General features: G+C 35.4%; 13 protein-coding genes. 1 reads left to right on the forward strand and 12 read right to left on the reverse strand.

The window, feature by feature from the left end; translation table 11 throughout:
* Positions 1–9: 9 nt before the first annotated feature.
* The 12 genes from FAR12_RS17505 to FAR12_RS17560 form a co-directional block, all read right to left on the reverse strand.
* Entirely contained in the window at positions 10–498 is a 489-nt protein-coding gene (locus tag FAR12_RS17505; protein WP_126410103.1) for a hypothetical protein, read from the reverse strand.
* A 168-nt stretch (positions 499–666) separates the two neighbouring features.
* A complete protein-coding gene (locus tag FAR12_RS17510) occupies positions 667–1,575 on the reverse strand; it encodes a hypothetical protein (protein ID WP_126410104.1) in 909 nt (302 codons plus the stop codon).
* A gap of 6 nt (positions 1,576–1,581) precedes the next feature.
* Positions 1,582–2,448, reverse strand: coding sequence for a S1 RNA-binding domain-containing protein (locus tag FAR12_RS17515; RefSeq protein WP_126410105.1), 867 nt, complete (start codon positions 2,446–2,448; stop codon positions 1,582–1,584).
* 226 nt (positions 2,449–2,674) lie between these two features.
* On the reverse strand, positions 2,675–2,920 hold the full coding sequence (locus FAR12_RS17520; protein WP_126410106.1) for a hypothetical protein: 246 nt from the start codon (positions 2,918–2,920) through the stop codon (positions 2,675–2,677).
* Between the two features lie 12 nt (positions 2,921–2,932).
* Entirely contained in the window at positions 2,933–4,978 is a 2,046-nt protein-coding gene (locus FAR12_RS17525; RefSeq protein ID WP_126410107.1) for a LamG domain-containing protein, read from the reverse strand.
* 29 nt (positions 4,979–5,007) lie between these two features.
* Positions 5,008–7,191, reverse strand: a complete 2,184-nt coding sequence (locus tag FAR12_RS17530) for a LamG-like jellyroll fold domain-containing protein (protein WP_126410108.1) — start codon at positions 7,189–7,191, stop codon at positions 5,008–5,010.
* A 17-nt stretch (positions 7,192–7,208) separates the two neighbouring features.
* A complete protein-coding gene (locus FAR12_RS17535; protein WP_126410109.1) occupies positions 7,209–8,633 on the reverse strand; it encodes a LamG-like jellyroll fold domain-containing protein in 1,425 nt (474 codons plus the stop codon).
* 18 nt (positions 8,634–8,651) lie between these two features.
* A complete protein-coding gene (locus FAR12_RS17540; RefSeq protein ID WP_126410110.1) occupies positions 8,652–10,040 on the reverse strand; it encodes a LamG-like jellyroll fold domain-containing protein in 1,389 nt (462 codons plus the stop codon).
* 30 nt (positions 10,041–10,070) lie between these two features.
* Entirely contained in the window at positions 10,071–11,486 is a 1,416-nt protein-coding gene (locus FAR12_RS17545; protein WP_126410111.1) for a LamG-like jellyroll fold domain-containing protein, read from the reverse strand.
* Complete coding sequence (locus tag FAR12_RS17550) at positions 11,486–12,526, reverse strand: WxL protein peptidoglycan domain-containing protein (protein WP_126410112.1); 1,041 nt, start codon at positions 12,524–12,526, stop codon at positions 11,486–11,488. Before FAR12_RS17550 ends, FAR12_RS17545 begins: the two co-directional genes overlap by 1 nt.
* A gap of 56 nt (positions 12,527–12,582) precedes the next feature.
* Complete coding sequence (locus FAR12_RS17555; RefSeq protein WP_126410113.1) at positions 12,583–13,221, reverse strand: WxL domain-containing protein; 639 nt, start codon at positions 13,219–13,221, stop codon at positions 12,583–12,585.
* Between the two features lie 1,110 nt (positions 13,222–14,331).
* The gene (locus FAR12_RS17560; RefSeq protein WP_126410114.1) at positions 14,332–15,498 is read right to left on the reverse strand and encodes a hypothetical protein; all 1,167 of its coding nucleotides are present in this window, start codon (positions 15,496–15,498) and stop codon (positions 14,332–14,334) included.
* Positions 15,499–16,545: 1,047 nt separating this feature from the next.
* On the opposite strand from FAR12_RS17560, the gene FAR12_RS17565 reads away from it, so the two are divergent.
* The gene (locus tag FAR12_RS17565) at positions 16,546–17,943 is read left to right on the forward strand and encodes a hypothetical protein (RefSeq protein WP_126410115.1); all 1,398 of its coding nucleotides are present in this window, start codon (positions 16,546–16,548) and stop codon (positions 17,941–17,943) included.
* The last annotated feature ends 90 nt before the right edge of the window (positions 17,944–18,033 follow it).

Genomic DNA, 18,033 nt, shown 5'->3' on the forward strand with positions numbered 1-18,033 from the left:
TATTTCCCCCTATGTAAATAAAATTGCTACAAATACTGAAAGAGATATCGGTATCGCTTCAGGAGTGATAATCATTTTTTTCGTAACCCTGTAAGATAAAAACGATATTTCTCTTTTCACCCTCTTCTTTATAAGAAGAAGTATTGTATGAATCAAGAACGAAAGTGTCATATACACACTTACTAATATAAGAACTATCAAGAACGGGGCAACTGTAGGTTTCATAAATTGCAAATACATAGATAACACCATTAACATTTTTATATCTCCTGCTCCTAGTTGAACATTCGGTATATTCATTAGTAAGATTCCTACTAATAAGATGATAATAAGAGCTACCAACATAAACGTTGCCATATCGTTAAAGATACCAACTATCAGAATCAATAACCCAAAAACTAGATGCCACACATTCTTTGTTTTCAATGTTCGTATATCTGTCCATATATTCACAACTAAATAAATGAAAAGAAGATATATTATCGAATCGGTAGTCACGACTACCACCTGCTTTAATTATACTTGTTTTCCTTGTAACTATCAAGGTAATTCGGTCAAATTCAGAGGGAAATTTACAAATTTTTCAAGCGTAAGAGAGTCCGATTTTCCTTCTTATGAACTCTCAATCTTTTAAAAACATATACCTTACCTTTACTCTTCCTGGAATTACTCTTTTATAAAGTCCATATCAAACTTTTGAATCTCCGCCTTATACTCCTCAATTGGTTTAGCAACTCTCCACGCATGACGTAGATTATCAAGTAACTCATCCACCAAGAACAATTGCATAAACTCTTGTTCATATTTCGGATAAGATGAAACAAGTTGATCAATACCTTCCTCAGTGGAAATACTCCATACGACTACACTCTGAACGGAATCATTAAACACTTTCGGTAATGATCCATGTTGAGCTATATACTTACGGTAATAAGATTGTTTCTTTTTCATAAAGCGTAAAGGGTTTTGACCTTGTGTTAATCGTTCTACGATAAAGTCCATCTTCCCCGCTGGTGTATCTAATTGGAATACCGCGTGAGGCGGTTCAATTTCATTTGATAGGAATGGATGAAACGCAAACTTCTCTTTCTGAACAAGTCCCTTAATCAATAATTGAATTCTAATTTCATTAAGCGTTGGATAAAAAAGCTGTTCCTTAATCGCAGAAGCCATATGCATTGGATTAGGTACTTCAGTAATACCTAAGCAAAAACTTAAAAAGTTTTTCGCTGCAATCCCAATCGACCATACGTACTCCGTATCGTGAAAGTCACTCTTAATCTTCCATCCTTCCAACCAACCATTTTGCTGTAACACTCGCAATCTCGTTCCTAACTTATGGCCAATCATCGCTTTACTATATAAAAAGCGGAGTTGCTTTTCAGTTAGAAGTTTTGCGTTTGCCAATGTTACGGCAATATCAAGGTCAAGTTGTGATATCTGACCTGTCTGTACCCGATGCTGAATAACATCAAGATGAAGGTCTGGACGCCTACTCCATCGAAACATTTCAATTTTCGCAGTTGGATCATCAAGAAGCGGGACAACTCCTTGAGACGTTCTCCATATACTCATCGTTTATTAGAACATTCCAAAGCTACGTTGGTTTAGTAGATTCGCATAATTTGCCTCAACTTGCTGAATCGTAACTTTTCCACGTTTCTTATTCTTATCTAGGAATTTAATTGTCCCTTTACAAAGAGTACCAGGAGGAAGATAATCGTTATGCTTGTTGCGTAAGTTAGTTGTTAGATTTCCAATTAAGGAAACACCTTTAGGAAATTCGCAATAATAAGAGTTGAACCCTTTCGCTTGACCTGTTACTTTAAATGAAACATAGTCACCTACTCTAAAATGGTCTTCAATATTGACCCATACAGTATCTATTTCATCTTGAAGAACAGCTTTACGACTTAAACGGATACGATAATCCACTTTTTCTTCCGGCTTCTCCAACTTATCAATGGAGATGATGTTTGCTTCTACTACAGTTCCGAGTTGTAATAATTCACGTAAATTCTGCACTCGTTTGAAATCCCATTCTTCTGGAGGGACGATACATGGATAGCCTTGTACTTCCACAAAGACTAAGCCATTTTCATTAACACCTGTAACCGTACCCTTTACCTTGTCACCAATCTTTGCTGAATCCACAAATTGCTTGGCTACTTTTTCTAAGGCCTCGATTCGGCTGACCGAAACAATACCATCTTTAATTTCTTTGACGATGAACGGAATTGTTGTAGAAACAAACCCATTTAGACTCGAAATATTTCTCTCAACAAAATCTTCTTTACGAGCGTATACACTCTCACCTTGATATCCAATTACAACTAATTCTTCTTGTTTTCCTTTTACGTCCACCTTACGTATTGTTTCCACAACACCGTATTGTACCCATTTCCGGTCTCTACTTTCCTGTAGAATTTCTTGTAACATCGAATTCATTAATAATGCCCTCCTAAATGTAATAGAACGAATTTCTGAGAACAAAACAAAAAGCACGCATACCTCTCCCGTCAAAGGAAGAAATATGCGTGCTCCGCACTATTTCTACAAAATGTAAAAATACTTATTTATTTATGTTCACAATTGTTCTAAAAAAATAATAGTATATTTTTCACTAGATTTCAACAAAAACATTCTAAAGACCCATTTATTTTTTTGAGGGCTACTAATTCGGTATAACTCTCCAATTTATATCTGTTTGATACTTTAAAGGAGTTCCATCTTGACGGACATAGGCGAATGCTGGATTTAATTCTAGTTGCAGCGCATTTGAAGGGAACGTCATTTCGTATATTCCATATCCTGTTTCTTCACTAGCTGATACGAGCGTTATAAATTGTTGTCCATCAATAAATTGTTCTGAATTTACTATTGTTGGAGCAATCCCTTTTAAGCCACTTATCTGCGACATATCTGAAATAGACTATAGTTTGATAGTGTTTTCCGGGAATAACCGAAAGGTATCTTCGCTTATTAATGGTGAAGCAATTACTTGAAGTTTCCACCCATTCCGTTCCTTACGGGTATCTTTTATAATGACTTTGTTTAAAAATGATTCCGACACCTTCTGTGTAGTTCCATTTAATTTCATAGGAGCGAAAGTCAGATTATTAGGTACTTGTAACAATTCAAGACTACCTGGAGCGGTCTTGAAAGTTTCAGAAGTTGCAACCCCTTCTCCTTTTTCGCTGAGTGGAGTTATGGTATACCTATAATCTGTATCAGAAACCAGCGGGCGGTCCGAATAGGTATCACTGTTTCCTTCGTAGAGTATATTTTTTCCTCTCTTTAATTCATATGATATAGCTTGAGAGTGTTTTGACCATTTCAATGTCAATCCTATGTCGCTTACTTCTTGTGAACTTAATACAATGAGTGGAGAAAAATAAAAACCTTCTGCGTGATTCTTATTTACGCTTTGATCGTAACTTAACCTATTCGTAACGCTAGTAAACTTCCAGGTTCCGATCCCGCTATTTTGGAAATTTCCGCTAGAAACAAGCGCGATCTCATCATTGGATAAAGCCTTATCCCAAATACTAAATTGGCTGATTTCACCATTAAAATAGGAAGCGTTAGAGGATGGACTTTTCCCGATTACAATATCTAAATTCTCATCATACTGAAGAGAACCTGTAATCGATTTAACCGCTACTAGTTGATTGTTAAAAAAGAGCTTTGCGTTGTTTCCGTCATAAGATAATGCAAGTAGATTCCACTTATTTAAGTGTAGGTTACTGGCTTCAAATCCAAGATTGACTTCTTCACCATTAATTTCAAGGATACCGTAGACTTTCTGATTACCAATCTTTAATTCAATGTCTCCATTCGAAACTAAGGTTTGGTCGGATAAACTTTTTGGTTTGATCCATATCCCCCAAGTCACATTTTTATCTTTCTGATAGAGAGCCGAATTCGGTATTTGAAAATATTGAGTAACTCCATCCAGAGGTATACCTTCCAAAACAATAGAATTAGGGTCTACTGACCAGTCTTTATATTCAAACGTCACTTGGTAAGAATAAACCGTTTGGTACGTTCTTGTATCGATTGCTGGCTTAGTCGCGTTTCCACGATAACGATAAACTCTCGTATCTACCGCCGGTTTAACAACCGTTCCCGAATAAATTTGTTTCCATACCCTTGTGTCAGGCTTGCTGACATTCCCTTCGTACTTGTAATAATTGATATATTGTTTATATATATGTGTTTGCCCATTTACTGGATTAGCTGGTACTGGAAACTCAGTGATTGCACTTCTTGATGTATAAACTGCATCTAAAGGACCTGTGAATTCATCTAAATTATAGTTATAAGTTTGAGTAATCCACGGTGCTATCGTAACAGAATGACTGTACGTCCACTTCTTAGTAGACGAATTATACTTATAAATTTCTTGTTTTCCTTGTGATGTATTCCCGATTCCCGACACAAATTTACTAGCAGCTGGTGAACCACTTATAACAGTTGAGCTACCACTCTTGTTTAGTGGTCCTGTAAATCCACCGCTATTAAAAGTAATGGAATTAGGAAAACTGTTAGTGGAGCTTGTTCTTGACTCCGTTTGTGTTTTGCGCTGTTCTGTTGTATAACTCCCGCTATAAACATATTTTTCTAGATTATTCGCTACATATCCATCTTGATTATAGGAAGGTGAGGTATGCCCTTCTATGTACTTTGTATCCGAAGGGATATATTCACCGCCAGTCTGAACCTTAATTGGAGTTCCGTTCGAAACCGTTATTTCAACACTGTCACCATTTACTGAGTAATCGACTTCCCCATTATCTACACTTATGCTCTCTATTCCGAGTAAATTTGGTATGTTAATGGTTTGAGTTTGATTAGCAAGAGTGCTTTCAGGAAAAATGACATTCTTCGTTTTCACTAATTCTTTTCCATATCCAATGTTACCTGTGGAGCCGAAGAATAATATACACAAAAGAAATATAGAAACTCCTTTTTTCATTAAGAATTCTCACCTCCTTATTAGATATTTTAATAACCAGGCAGCAATATCCAGTTTAAATCTGTTTCGTACTCATTAGCATAAGTACTAGGGTCTATGGTTAGTTCTAAAGCGTTATTCGGTAGACTAATCTCATATATCCCTTGTCCTGTTGAAGAAGAAGCATTTACTAATATGTGCTCTCCTGGTTCATCAATGAATTGTGTGAGGGTATTAATATTGGGTGAATCAGCTATTTTACCTTTGGTTTGTGTTACAGATAAGAGCGGTTGTAGTTTGAGCGATTTATTTGGAAAAGACTTATCAGAAGAACTGCTTTTCACATTTGATGCCTGTACCGTTAACCGCCATCCATCACGATTTTTCCGAGTATCTTTTACAATAATTTTATCCATTGAAGATACATAGGATCTTTGCATTTTCCCATTCAATGTAATCGGGTTAAAAGAAATAGCAGAAGGTACAGAAAGAATTTCTAGACTTCCTGGATTTGTAGTAAAACTAGCTTTAGCGGGTACACTTTTACCATTCCTATTTTTAGCTGTAATCGCATACTCATAAGCTGTTTCAGATTGAAGAGCTTCTTCGCGATAGTTTAATTCTTCTCCGTCATAAACTATTTCTTCTCCTCTTTTTAATTCATATCCAGTAGCTTCGTTTAAAGCATTCCATTTAATCTTCATTCCTAAATCGCTTATATCTTCAACAGTCAACTCATTCAACGGTGAGAAATTATAGCCTTTAGCATGATTCTTATTTGAACTCTGGTCATAACTTAAAGCATTCGTTAAAGTAGAGAATGTCCACTTCCCTAACCCGCTATTTTGATAGTTTCCATTAGATGCAAGATTAATCTCGTCTTGAGATAATTCCTTATCCCAAATGCTGAATTGACTTACATCACCATTAAAATAAGAAGTGTCAGTGGCTGGGTTTTTGCCTATAGCAATATTCAAATTCTTTTCATACTGAAGAGAACCTATAATTGTTTTGCTATCCACTAATTGATTATTGTAGTAGAATTTAGCCTGTTCGCCATCATAAGAAAGTGCAAGGTGAGTCCATTTGTTTAAGTGTAGGTTACTAGCTTCAAATCCTAGAACAACCTGTTCTCCATTTATCTTTAACCATCCTTGTACCTTATGATTGTCTATCTTAAACTCAATGTCCCCATTAGAAACTATTGTTTGATCGATTAAACTTTTCGGTCTAATCATAATGCCCCATGTGACATTTTTGCTAACATTGTAAGATTGTAGATTCTGAATACTAAAATATTGTGATGTGCCATTGAAAGTTAAGCCATCTAACTCAATTTGATTAGGTGGAACTTGCCATACCTTATATTTAAGAGTGACATTGTAAGTATAGACTGATTCATATGTACGGGTGTCAACGGCTGGCTTAGTAACATTGCCCCTGTATCGATACACGCGAGTGTCCACGGCGGGTTTTGTTACATTTCCCTTATAACGATATACACGGGTGTCACTTGCTGGTTTTGTTACATTGCCACCATATTTTTGGTAACGGGTCCAACTAAACCCCCCATTATCAGCCCATGAATCATATACATAATCTATTTCATTGAGCGTTCCTGTATATCCGTCTTGATTATAGGAATACGATGAGTACATACCACTTTCAGCTTTTGTCTTACAAGCTTCCCCGTTCGCACACCATCCAGATGCTCTTTTTTCACCGGATTCATATTTAGTATGAGCTGGTGTGTAACTTCCGCTATATACATATTGTGTTAGTGTTCCTGAATATCCACCTTGATTGTAAGATGCTGCTGTTTGGCCTTCTACATATTTGGTATCGGAGGGTGTGTAACTTCCTGAGTATAAGTATTTTTCAAGAGTTCCAACATAACCGTTTTGATTATAATTTGCGTTTGTTTGGCCTTCTACATACTTTGTTTCTGCAGGAATATATTCGCCACCTGTTTGTACTTGAACAGGTGTCCCATTAGTGGCTGTGACTATTACGTTATCTCCATTAATCTCATAATTTACATTCCCGTTATCTACATCTATATTCGTTACTTCTAATAGATTAGGAACGTGAATAGTTTGAGATTGAGTAATTTCATTCTTTTGAGGAAAGTTTAAATTAATAGTTTGAGTAACTTCTTCAGCGTAGGCAAAATTACTAACAACCCCAAACAACACCATGATACAAAGTAGTGAATAAAGAGTTCTTTTAATCATATTTAATCACCTCCTTTTTAAGCTCCTTCCTCTATCGACCATGTTAGATCGGTAAAATAAGATAACGCACTACCATTTGAATTCACATAAGAATTCTCTGGATTAAGGGTTAATTCTAGAGCTTGTGATGGTAAATTTATTTCAAATACACCATAACCTGTATTTGTGTTTGCGCTAACAAGTTTCTTTGCTGTTGAATCGATTATCTGCGTATTATTAATTACTGTCGGTTTTGTAGCAACTAATCCACTCTTTTGAGAAATAGTAGCAACAGGCTTCATGGCAATCTTTTCTTTTGGGAAAGTCTTTAGCCCGTCTGAACTTTTTAAAGAAGTTGCACTCACCATTAACTTCCATCCATTACGAGTTTTCCTAGTATCCTTAATGATGATAGATTGAGAAAAGGTCCCGAATGATTTCTGAATCTCTCCATTTAATGTGATTGGATTAAAGGAAATATTCGTTGGAACTTGCAATATCGCTAGTTCTCCCTTTGCAGTCGTAAAAGATTTTGTAAGGGGAAGACTTTCTCCGTTGTCATTTTTAGCAATCACTTTGTAACTATAATTGGTTTCAGATTGAAGGTTTTGATCATGGAAGGATAAGTTTGGACCCTCATAGACTTTTTGTTCCCCATTTACTAATTCATAATTTGTTGCCCTACTTACAGCATTCCAATTTAAATTCATTCCCATATCTGTAATAGCTGTTGCAGTTAAAGAAAGAGGGGTTGCATAATTCCCGTTCACTACTGCATTATTTTGATAAGAGGTTTGATCATAGCTATATTTGGTCGTGAGGTTATCAAATATCCAATATCCTAATAAATTGGCTTCATTCCCATTTAACACAGAATTTGCTAAATCAGTAATTTTTTTTTGGGTTCTCTCCCCATTCCAAAACCTTACTTGACTTATTTGACCGTTGAAGGGATAGGCATAATTGGGATTATGATTTTCTCCAATAAAGAGATTTTTTGATACAGATCGTTGAATAGAATCTCTACCATCACTTTTATATAAATTGAGAGTTTGGAGTACTCCGTTTATATAGATTTTTGCATTTTGTGCGGTTGGTTTTGCGTTAGGTAATACCACTGCGATATGCAACCATCTTCCAGCTAGATTACTAGAAGGGACACCTATAATTTCTCCTTGCCCTGTATTAATGCCAAAATATCCGGTTTTATGAAAAATTACTCCATAGCTCGTGTCAAAGCCGAACACAAGATAAGTTGCATTCCCTCCATTCCATTTCACCCATGCTTCAATTGTTGATTTAGCGCCTGTTGTTTGATTGCTATTTATATTATTAACCGTTACTCCTTCATTTCCGCTAAATTGCAAAGAAGAGGCTGGTGGTGTTATCTCCGCAGCCTGGGCAATATGAAAATTAGGGACGAGAATGGAAAATAGCAAAACTAAAACAGAGAGTTTCTTCACTTTGTTTTTTTCCTCCTTTTATGCTCCCTCTTCAATAGTCCATGTAAGGTCTGTAAAGTAAGATAAAGCACTTCCATTTGAGTTCACATAGGTATTTGCCGGGCTTAAAGTTAATTCCAACGCTTGAGACGGTAGAGTTATTTCATACACCCCGTAGCCCGTATTTGTACCTGCGCTGACGAGTTTTTTCTTTTCTTCATCAATAAACTGTGTAGAGTTCGTAATCGTTGGTTTAGTAGCTACCAATCCACTTGTCTGTGTTATGGAGGATACAGGCTTTAAAGAAATTTTATTCGTTGGAAAAGTTCTCATGCTATTTGTGCTTTTTAGTGGAGTTGCTTTGACCACAAGTTTCCAACCATTTCTATTTTTCCGTGTATCTTTTACGATAATTTTTTGATTAAAAGAACCATATGATTTTTGTTCCAATCCATTAAGCGTAATAGCATTAAAGTTGAGAGCGGATGGAACTTGTAATATGGCCAATTCTCCTGGTTTTGTAGCGAAAGTTTTGGTAATAGGAATACTTTCACCGTTTGCACTCTTCCCCTTTAGCGTGTAACTATATAAAGTGTCAGAGATCAAGTTTTGGTGAATGTATTGTGCATTGGGACCGCTATAAATGGTTCTCCCATTCTGAATAAGCTCATAATTCGCATTCGTGAAATTTCCCCATGACATGCCTATCGCCATATCAGTAAGATTGCTTGCTGATAGCCCAAGATTTGATAAAAAATTAAATGCTTGTCCATGATTATTATTTATACTTTGGTCATAAACAGTACTTGTTGTCAGTCCATCTAACACCCAATATCCAACTAGATTAGTTGTATTATTGTTATTGGTGACTTCTGCCTGTGTTAATGCCTTATTCCATAGTTTTACTTCGCCTAATTCTCCTTTAAACGGTTCTGTGTAGCTTGTTCCAGTTCCAATCGGTCTAGCTCCAAAGAAAACAGGAGGAATTCCTTTTTGAGAAACACCACTTAAAACTTCTGTTTGTTGTAAAACGCCATCTATGTACAGCTTTAAATCCGTACCGTTATATACTCCAGTCACTCGATACCATTTATTTGCTTGTATATTGTTAGAAGAGTTTGCGGATTGAGTTGCACTATCACCGTTATAAGAAACAAATGTTAATCGGTTGTCAGATGTTCTATAAGATATCGCAAACCCTTTTCGCGCATCCAAATTTGATACAATATGCATGTTATTAGCGGTATTTATTTGATTGAGTTTTAGTTCGGCCTGTACAGTAAATGGTTTTGAGTTGTCAAAAGCCAACTTTGGATTTATGTAATTATTTTGACCGTTGAAATTTAGACCACTAACCGCCGCCTTACTTGCTGAAGGTGATACCGCTAAGCTTACAATTAAAAGAATAAATAATAGGAATTTCCTCAAATAATCTCCCCTCCTTTATAAGAACTATTATCAAGCTCCTGGTTCAACCGTCCATGTGAGATCCGTATAATAATTTAGTGAACTACCATTTGGGTTTACGTAGGCATTTGACGGATTGACGCTTAATTCCAATGCTTGTGATGGTAAAGTGATTTCGTATACCCCCTGTCCCGTATTCGTACCGGCACTAACAATTTTTTTTACGGAAGAGGTATCAATTAGTTGTGTTGAATTCGTAATACTCGGCTTCGTAGCAACCGCTCCGCTTGTTTGAGTAATTGCAGAAACAGGTTTTAAAGCAATTTTGTTAGATGGAAAGGTTCTTACACCATTTGAACTTTTCAAAGGAGCTGCTTTCACAACTAACTTCCAACCATTTCTACTTTTCCTGGTATCTTTAACGATAATTTTTTGATTAAAAGTACCATAAGACTTCTGATCAGCTCCATTTAATGTGATGGGATTAAAGTTAATTGCAGATGGGACTTGTAAAATAGCCAATTCTCCTACCGCCGTTTTAAATGTCTTGCTGTCAATAGACTCTCCATTTGTACTTATGGCTGTCAAGGTGTAATCATAATTGGTATCTGAGACTAAAGCTTTTTCCGAGTAACTATTACCTGTTCCAGAGTATAGAGAACTTGATCCGCGAACAAGTTTATAAGAGGATATTTCGGATGATTTAGTCCAACTTAAATTCATGCCTAAGTCCGATATGCTCGATGCTATTAATGGGAAGGCTTGAGAAAAGCGGTACCCTATCCCATCCATGTTTTTTGTGGTTAAATCATAGACTTTTCCAGTAGTTAGACTGTTGAGTTTCCATGCCCCTACTAAGCCTGATTCGTTTCCTTTAACCCCGTTACTTTTTATGCTGTTTACTTCTGTTTGTGTTAATGCCTTATTCCAAACGCTGACTTCTCTTATATAACCATGAAATTTAGTATATGTACTCCCTCCGCCCGCTTTCGGATTTTGTCCGATTGCAAAAGGGGTAGTAGGTGTCTTTGTGGCTTGCCCTGGTGCACTTTGTACATCATCTTGTAACACACCATTAATATAGAGCCTAATATTGGTACCGTCATATGTACCGACAATGTGATACCACGTGTTGAGCGTTGGTGAGCTGTTAGCATTTGCAATTCGATATACACCATCAATAAAAAGGGAAAGCTGAACCGTTTTATCATTAACGTCGTATTCAAGACAAAATCCTCCGCCCTCTGCTTTACATGCGATCGCTTGAGGTACATCTAGTGAGGTGAATTTTACTAAAGCTTGTACAGAAATCTTTGGAGTCGAATCAATTTGACTTCCGTTACCTATTTCAAAGTAGGCATTGTTATTAAAATTCAGGTCTGAGGCAGCATAAGCCGATTCTTTATTAATTCCGATTAAGAAAAAAAGAAGGGCCAACGTTGTGAGGACCCTTATAGTAGACTTCATTAAGCCACATCCTTCTCACTTTTCTTGCTTTTCTTTCGTCCAATTCGATAAGAAACATAAACAGAGCCTACAATTATGACTGCAATTACTATCCAAAATAAGAGTGGCATATTTAAAATGGGATTCGGAACTTCCAAACCAGATTCTGTTATGAACGATTTCACATCGTCTCTTTTAATGGAAAACTCTTTTGTTACTTCTTCTCCAATTTGATCACTTGTTAATTTGATTTGATACTTTCCAGCTTCGTAGTTTCCTGCTTGCCACGGTATATGAAATAATACTTTAGATTTTGGTGCTGCATTAAACGGAGTTGCTTCTCCGTCAAACAAGACTTCTCCTTTTTTATTGAAAACCTTGTATTTAAAAGAAATCTCCTTAATTTCGGCATTAGGATTTTCTAATTCTAAGCCAATAAAGCTTTTATTAGGAGCGATGATATTTTTTATATCTAATAATTTGATGTTCTCTGAAGAATTAGGTTTTTCTTCGGTATTAATTTGAATAGGAACTGCAAACATAAATCTATTTTTGGCTGATAACTCCACATTCTCATTTTCTTTAATCGTTTCAAAATCGGCTTCGTCTTGAGAAATAAGGACAGAACCTAGAGAAGTTCCCTTTTCAAGGGCCTTCACTTTAACCGATACGACTTTTTCTTCATGCGGAGCTAATTCAACCTTTTCTGGAACAGTAATGTTTTGATCCATGTAAAAATTTTCTTCGGTCAGAGTGGTGTACTCGTTCCCGCGATTTTCAATATAGATAATTCCACCTTGCGTCGACGTTAAAGCATTCCCGGGCCTCATCGTTAGATGAATGGTGTTATCGCTTATATTTTGTAAAGTCATATTTAAGGTTTGTTCTTCACCTTCAGACAGCGAAAGATTGTAATAACCTTTAATTCCTTTTTGTTGGTTATCGGGTAGTTCTAGTATGACTTTGTAGGGTAAAGCTTCTACTGGATTCGTGTTGGCATATGTACTTTGAGGAATAATAAATGCTGATATCATAGCTATAAGAATTACAATTTTTTTCATTATTAAGCAGAGAAGGTGTAACCATTAAGCCTACACCCTCTCTCTCCTTTCTTGTTTTATGGACCTGTCACGATGGTATATGTGATAGTAGATTCATATGGTGTAGAACCATTAGGATAGTTGACAGAATCAATAAACGTAGTGTTAGGCGCTAATGTTAACGACAAACCATTAGCTCCAAATGCAACCGTATATTTTCCCATACCTGCGTTTTTAGCTGCAGATAAAATATTTACAGCACTTCCGTTGTCGAGAATCCATTCATTTGCAACCCATGTAGGTGAAGCTGATGTTGTTCCAACAGCTGAAATAGTACTTCCACTATTAGATAAACTTAATGAGCCTTGCGGTAATTTCTTAGCAGTTGTTCCGGCCGCAAATCCACCACTTGGTGTTTTTTCGGTAAATTGAGATGCAGAAACTTGAATTCTCCATCCTTCACCTGTTCCTGAAGCATCTGTGACGTTTAACTGTCCAGGATTAGCATTAGTTGTTTGTACTTCCCCATTCAATACGATAGGGTCAAAGGTTGTAGTAGAATTAATCGATACGTCCTTCTCTCCCCCTTGAATCGCCTGTGTTGCTTTAGTTGTCATGGAAGTTTCAGCTAAGGCAGAACCACTTACTAAGATTGCTGAAAATAGCCCAATCCCTAAAGTAAGTGTGAAAATCTTCTTTTTTAATCCGTTTTTCATTAATCTTTCCTCCTAAAAATAATTTAAAACTATGAGCCTACTAAGTTACCCCATCACCTCCTAAAAGTAGTGTTGTCTTGATCAATACAAACGCTTGCGAAAACTCATGGTTAATTCAGAATTGCTCCTACGAGGATTAAAAACACTATAAGAGCAAAAAAGATGCCTGTTAAATTTGAAATCATACTATCTTTTACCATGCAGACCTCACCTACTTTTTTCCTTTTTCTGAGGATTTATAGAGAATCTCTCATATGAACAATTCATAGGAGTTATTCGTATATAGGAAATTCCCTACATTTTTGCAATGGATCTATTCATCAATCACCCTTTTTTATAAAGACAAAAAAAACGCATACTTCCCCTAATTAGGAGAGGTATGCGTCTTCCGCCATACTTCTTGTTCATTTATGTTTACAATAGTTATAAGGTTTAAAAATCTCTATACAAAATAATAGTCGATTTTTCCTATAATTTCAATACTGAATTCTAGATTCTCACGAATATATTGGTAAAAGGATAAATAGTATAATAGAAATTAGGAATTTACAAAGAATAACTCATTAGATACTCCAAGTACTTGTTAAATATATTAGTAACATAAAAAATCATTACAATAAAAAATATCAAAGTAATAAAAACCTCAAAATAATAAAAAACCCAACTAAATAAAGAATAATCAACTATATAAGCAACTTTTGAAAAACGACCTCAATCCCTTACAGTTCTAGTGTTCAACCCACCTTACTACATGCTATATAATCCATAATTCACACTATCCACAAGTAAAGATTTCAACAATTCACAACTCTAAGAGGCATACATTTGATTAAAAATATTGCTAGAAGCAAACATATGATTAATTTTTCGTAAAGTGACAAACATTTAAAATGATTCTCTATATAGTTACAAACATTTGAAAATCTAGCAAAAACAGAAGCAAACATTTAAAAAATCATGTTTTCAGTACCCTGGATGAACAGAAATATGAATGATTTTCATGCTAGCCTCGAAAAATAGACAAAAAAAATACACCCCAAGCGGGTGTATTTGCGTTTTTATCCACGACTGAAAGCCCTGCGAATTATATATTTTTTTCGCAAGGCTAACTTATTTAGCTGTATTAAAATTTGGAAGTCTTTTCATTATGACTGGAACCTTACCGGTTTCCACGTATTCTTTCCAATTGGCCTCAATGATCACATCAGAAGAAATGTTTTTTTCAATAAAGTTTTGGATATGATTACGGAAAATCGTTCTAAAGTATCCCCCAATACTCTTACTGAAGTGGAACTTTTGTTTTTGGTACTTCATTTTATTGATATGGTCATTAAACCATCCTAAACAACGATAGTAAAAACTTTGGATATGCGCATCTCTCTCTGAAAAATCTCTATATTCTCCGTCGTCTTTAGAAACGTACTTCAAAACCTCGATAACTTCATACTTGAAGGAAACCATAATATCGAATAGATCACGAGGTTTATAGGAGATTCCATTTTCATCAAAGAATACTTCCGTTTCTCCCTGTAACTCATTCATTAATGGGTGAACGTCGAATGCGTCAGTATTCTCAATGACCGTATGCGGTTTTAAACTGAACTCAATTTTTGTAATCCACTTTTGCTCTTTTCTATACGTTAAACCCACATATGTAATATTAAATAAAGGTTCTAGTAATGAAATTGCATCACGAACCCCTTTTGAACGCTTCCCAAGATCCTTTTTTAACGTACTCATTGTACGAGAATAGACAACTTCTTCTACTTTCCCCATGTCAGTTACATTGGCAATCCCATTTCGGAATTGATTCATTAATAAGAAAAATAATTCAAAGACTCTAGCGTTCGCTGTACGAACTAGCTGTTGCATGATGTTTGTTGTGAAAAGGGAATGAGGAATTGTGAAATAGTTAAACTTTTCAGCATTCGCACCATGATAGATAGAATAGTTATGAAGTTTAATAACAGACTTACCAGATGTATTGATTGATTCATAGACGAACCCGTGCATTTCTAAAAACTTCAAACCTGTATATAAGGTTGAATATGGGATATCCAACTCTTGACTGTATTCAGCAATTTTAAACTCATGAACTTCTCCTATCTTGGTCTTCTCTTTATGTATTTGTTTTAAAACACAAAGAAGCGCTGCATAGGCACTCGCTGGGAATAACACATTATGTTTAGTTTGGTAAGCTTCTAGATCATCAAGTAGCTGTTGCGGAAATGGAAATCCGTAGATTTTAATTTCCTGTCTTTTTTTCCTTCTTTTCATTCCTCATTCACCTCCTCATTACAAGATTTATAGTCACTAGGAAAGATAACTCTTTCCTCAATTACTAAATTTCGACATTTTTTATTTTCAAATGGATTATATCAAACCAAATGATTCATAAAGAATTTTGAATCGCATAATATTCACCACATCCCATGAGTGACAAGGGATATAAAAAAAGTGAAAAAAATTTAGCATCCATCAAGTTGTCCCAAATGATTCATAACGAAAGATTAAAAAAATACCTATAAGCACTTGATATATATAGACTTGTCGAATATTAGTGAAAGTTCTTACATCCATCAAGTTGTCCCAAATGATTCATAAAGCATCCATCAAGTTGTCCCAAATTGCGAAGTGATTCATAAGAGGTCATTGAAAAAAGACTGTACTTTCCCCTTTAAATCCTTGCTATACATGGATATTCCGTGATTTAAACCAAACTTATAGTAAAAATGAACATCCATCAAGTTGTCCCAAATCTTAGAGTGATTCATTACTAATAATCCAAAGTGATTCATAACTATTTCTTGGAAATAGCGTTGAAACCATTGGTGTTATTGGACTTTTGTCGTTTTTGATAAAAAATGAGCATCCATTAGTTTGTCCCAAATCAAAAAGTGATTCACAAATGTGACTTGGAAAATAAGAATTGATTCATTTCTAAAATTAATAAAACGATGAAAACCCTTGATACTACTGTGTATATCTGGTTTTTAAAAATCAAATGCATCCATCAAGTTGTCCCAAATTGCAAAGTGATTCATAAGTTATGTTTCAAAGTGATTCATAACTATTTCTTGAAAATAGCGTTCAAACCGTTGGTATTTCAGGGTTTGTAAGAGTTATAACAAAAAATGAGCATCCATTAAGTTGTCCCAAATCGCAAAGTGATTCACAAATGTTCCTTCGAAACTTATATCGATCATTTGTTTTAGATTAGTAGAGGGAAATCACTCCAATTCATAGAATGATTCATACATACATATGTAAAACATGATAAAATAGAGACAAGAGAGAGTAGTTAAATTGAGGTGATATATAAGCATGGCAGTTCGTTCTAATAATAAAGTGTTAATCGAGGAGATCTTGTCTGAAGATTTCATTTTAGATAACAACTATGTATTTAATTATCGATTACAAGAAGCGATTGCTAGAGATAGTTTTATCGAAACTGATGAGTACCCTTACCCTCAATCGACCATTAGTAATCCAGAAGAAGGAACGGTTAATGTGATTGAAAAGAGAAAATTAACGCCTTTTCTCGAAAATGTGGAGAAGAAGAATTTTGAATGGAATCTTCTCATGAGTAAAACTATCATGGATTTAGATGAGTATACTGGAGATCTATTCGATATTATACGAATTTTATGGACAGAGCAAAAACAAAAAGATAGCTCAGATATGATTTCATTGACCGTTGATGATATTCTTCAATTTCGAGAGGAGACACCAAGAAAATTTAGAACTGATGGGTCCCCTGTTTACCACAAAGAAAAGAGAATTAAAGCAGCAAAAGAATTAACCAAGCTCTTTGGTCTTACATTAAGTCTTGGAAAGAAACTAGACGATGTTGAAGTTGACGAGAAAACGGGAATTGTTCTTAATGTGTATGAAACAGAAGAGATCAGAAGTCTTTTCTATATTGGGGACTACACATTACTGAGAGAAAACGGTGAACCAATCGGATTTGAACAAGTTTACGTTAGACCAGGTAACATTCTTATGGAAAACCTAGGCATTGAAAATCCTGAGAATATGCGATTAATGTCACAACAAGCCCTTAAATATCATTATCGACACCAAAAGTACCATAAACGGCTTACAAGGTATTTGAATCTTGTGTGGGAACTAAATGAAAAACTAAAACAAATTTCCCTATACGCCTACCCTATTAATGGTGAAAAAGGCCTTCTAAATGTAATGGGATTTAAAATTACAGAAAACGTAAGGAAGAAACCTAGCCTTTTACTAGATGAATTTACACGGGTACTTGATGATCTAACGAATGATGGTGTAATTGGTTCATGGAGATATGCTGCTAAAGGTGGACTTGATTGGGAAAGGCTAGAACAGCGCGGTTGGTTAGAAGACTATTTCTTAAAACAACGAGTCATTATTGTTCCACCTAATAAGTACGCCCCTTACTTTAAGGTAGGCGAAAAAGAACTCGAAGCTTTACAAAATTATTTATCGGTTGCGAATGAAGTGAAAATGGTAGTTAAGAAAGAGATAAAGCTACGACCGGATATTATACGGAACATAAAAGACAAACTCAATTTAAGTGACCGTCAAATTTCGAAAGAAGCGGGTGTCGGACAAGCTACTATCTCCCGCTTTGTAGCAGCTGAAGATATAAGTGAAACGAATTTAAGACCTACGACAGAAGAAAAGATATTAGCATGGTTAGAGAAGATTTTACCTGAACTAGAGAGAACTTATTAATGTGGTTTTAAGAAAAGTTCGTTCACTAAAAACAAAGTTTGTTCAAAAATCCTGTTTAGATACAGGATTTTTTTGTTCCACATTCGAGAC

This window comes from Bacillus yapensis (assembly GCF_005280205.1).
Classification (GTDB): domain Bacteria; phylum Bacillota; class Bacilli; order Bacillales; family Cytobacillaceae; genus Robertmurraya; species Robertmurraya yapensis.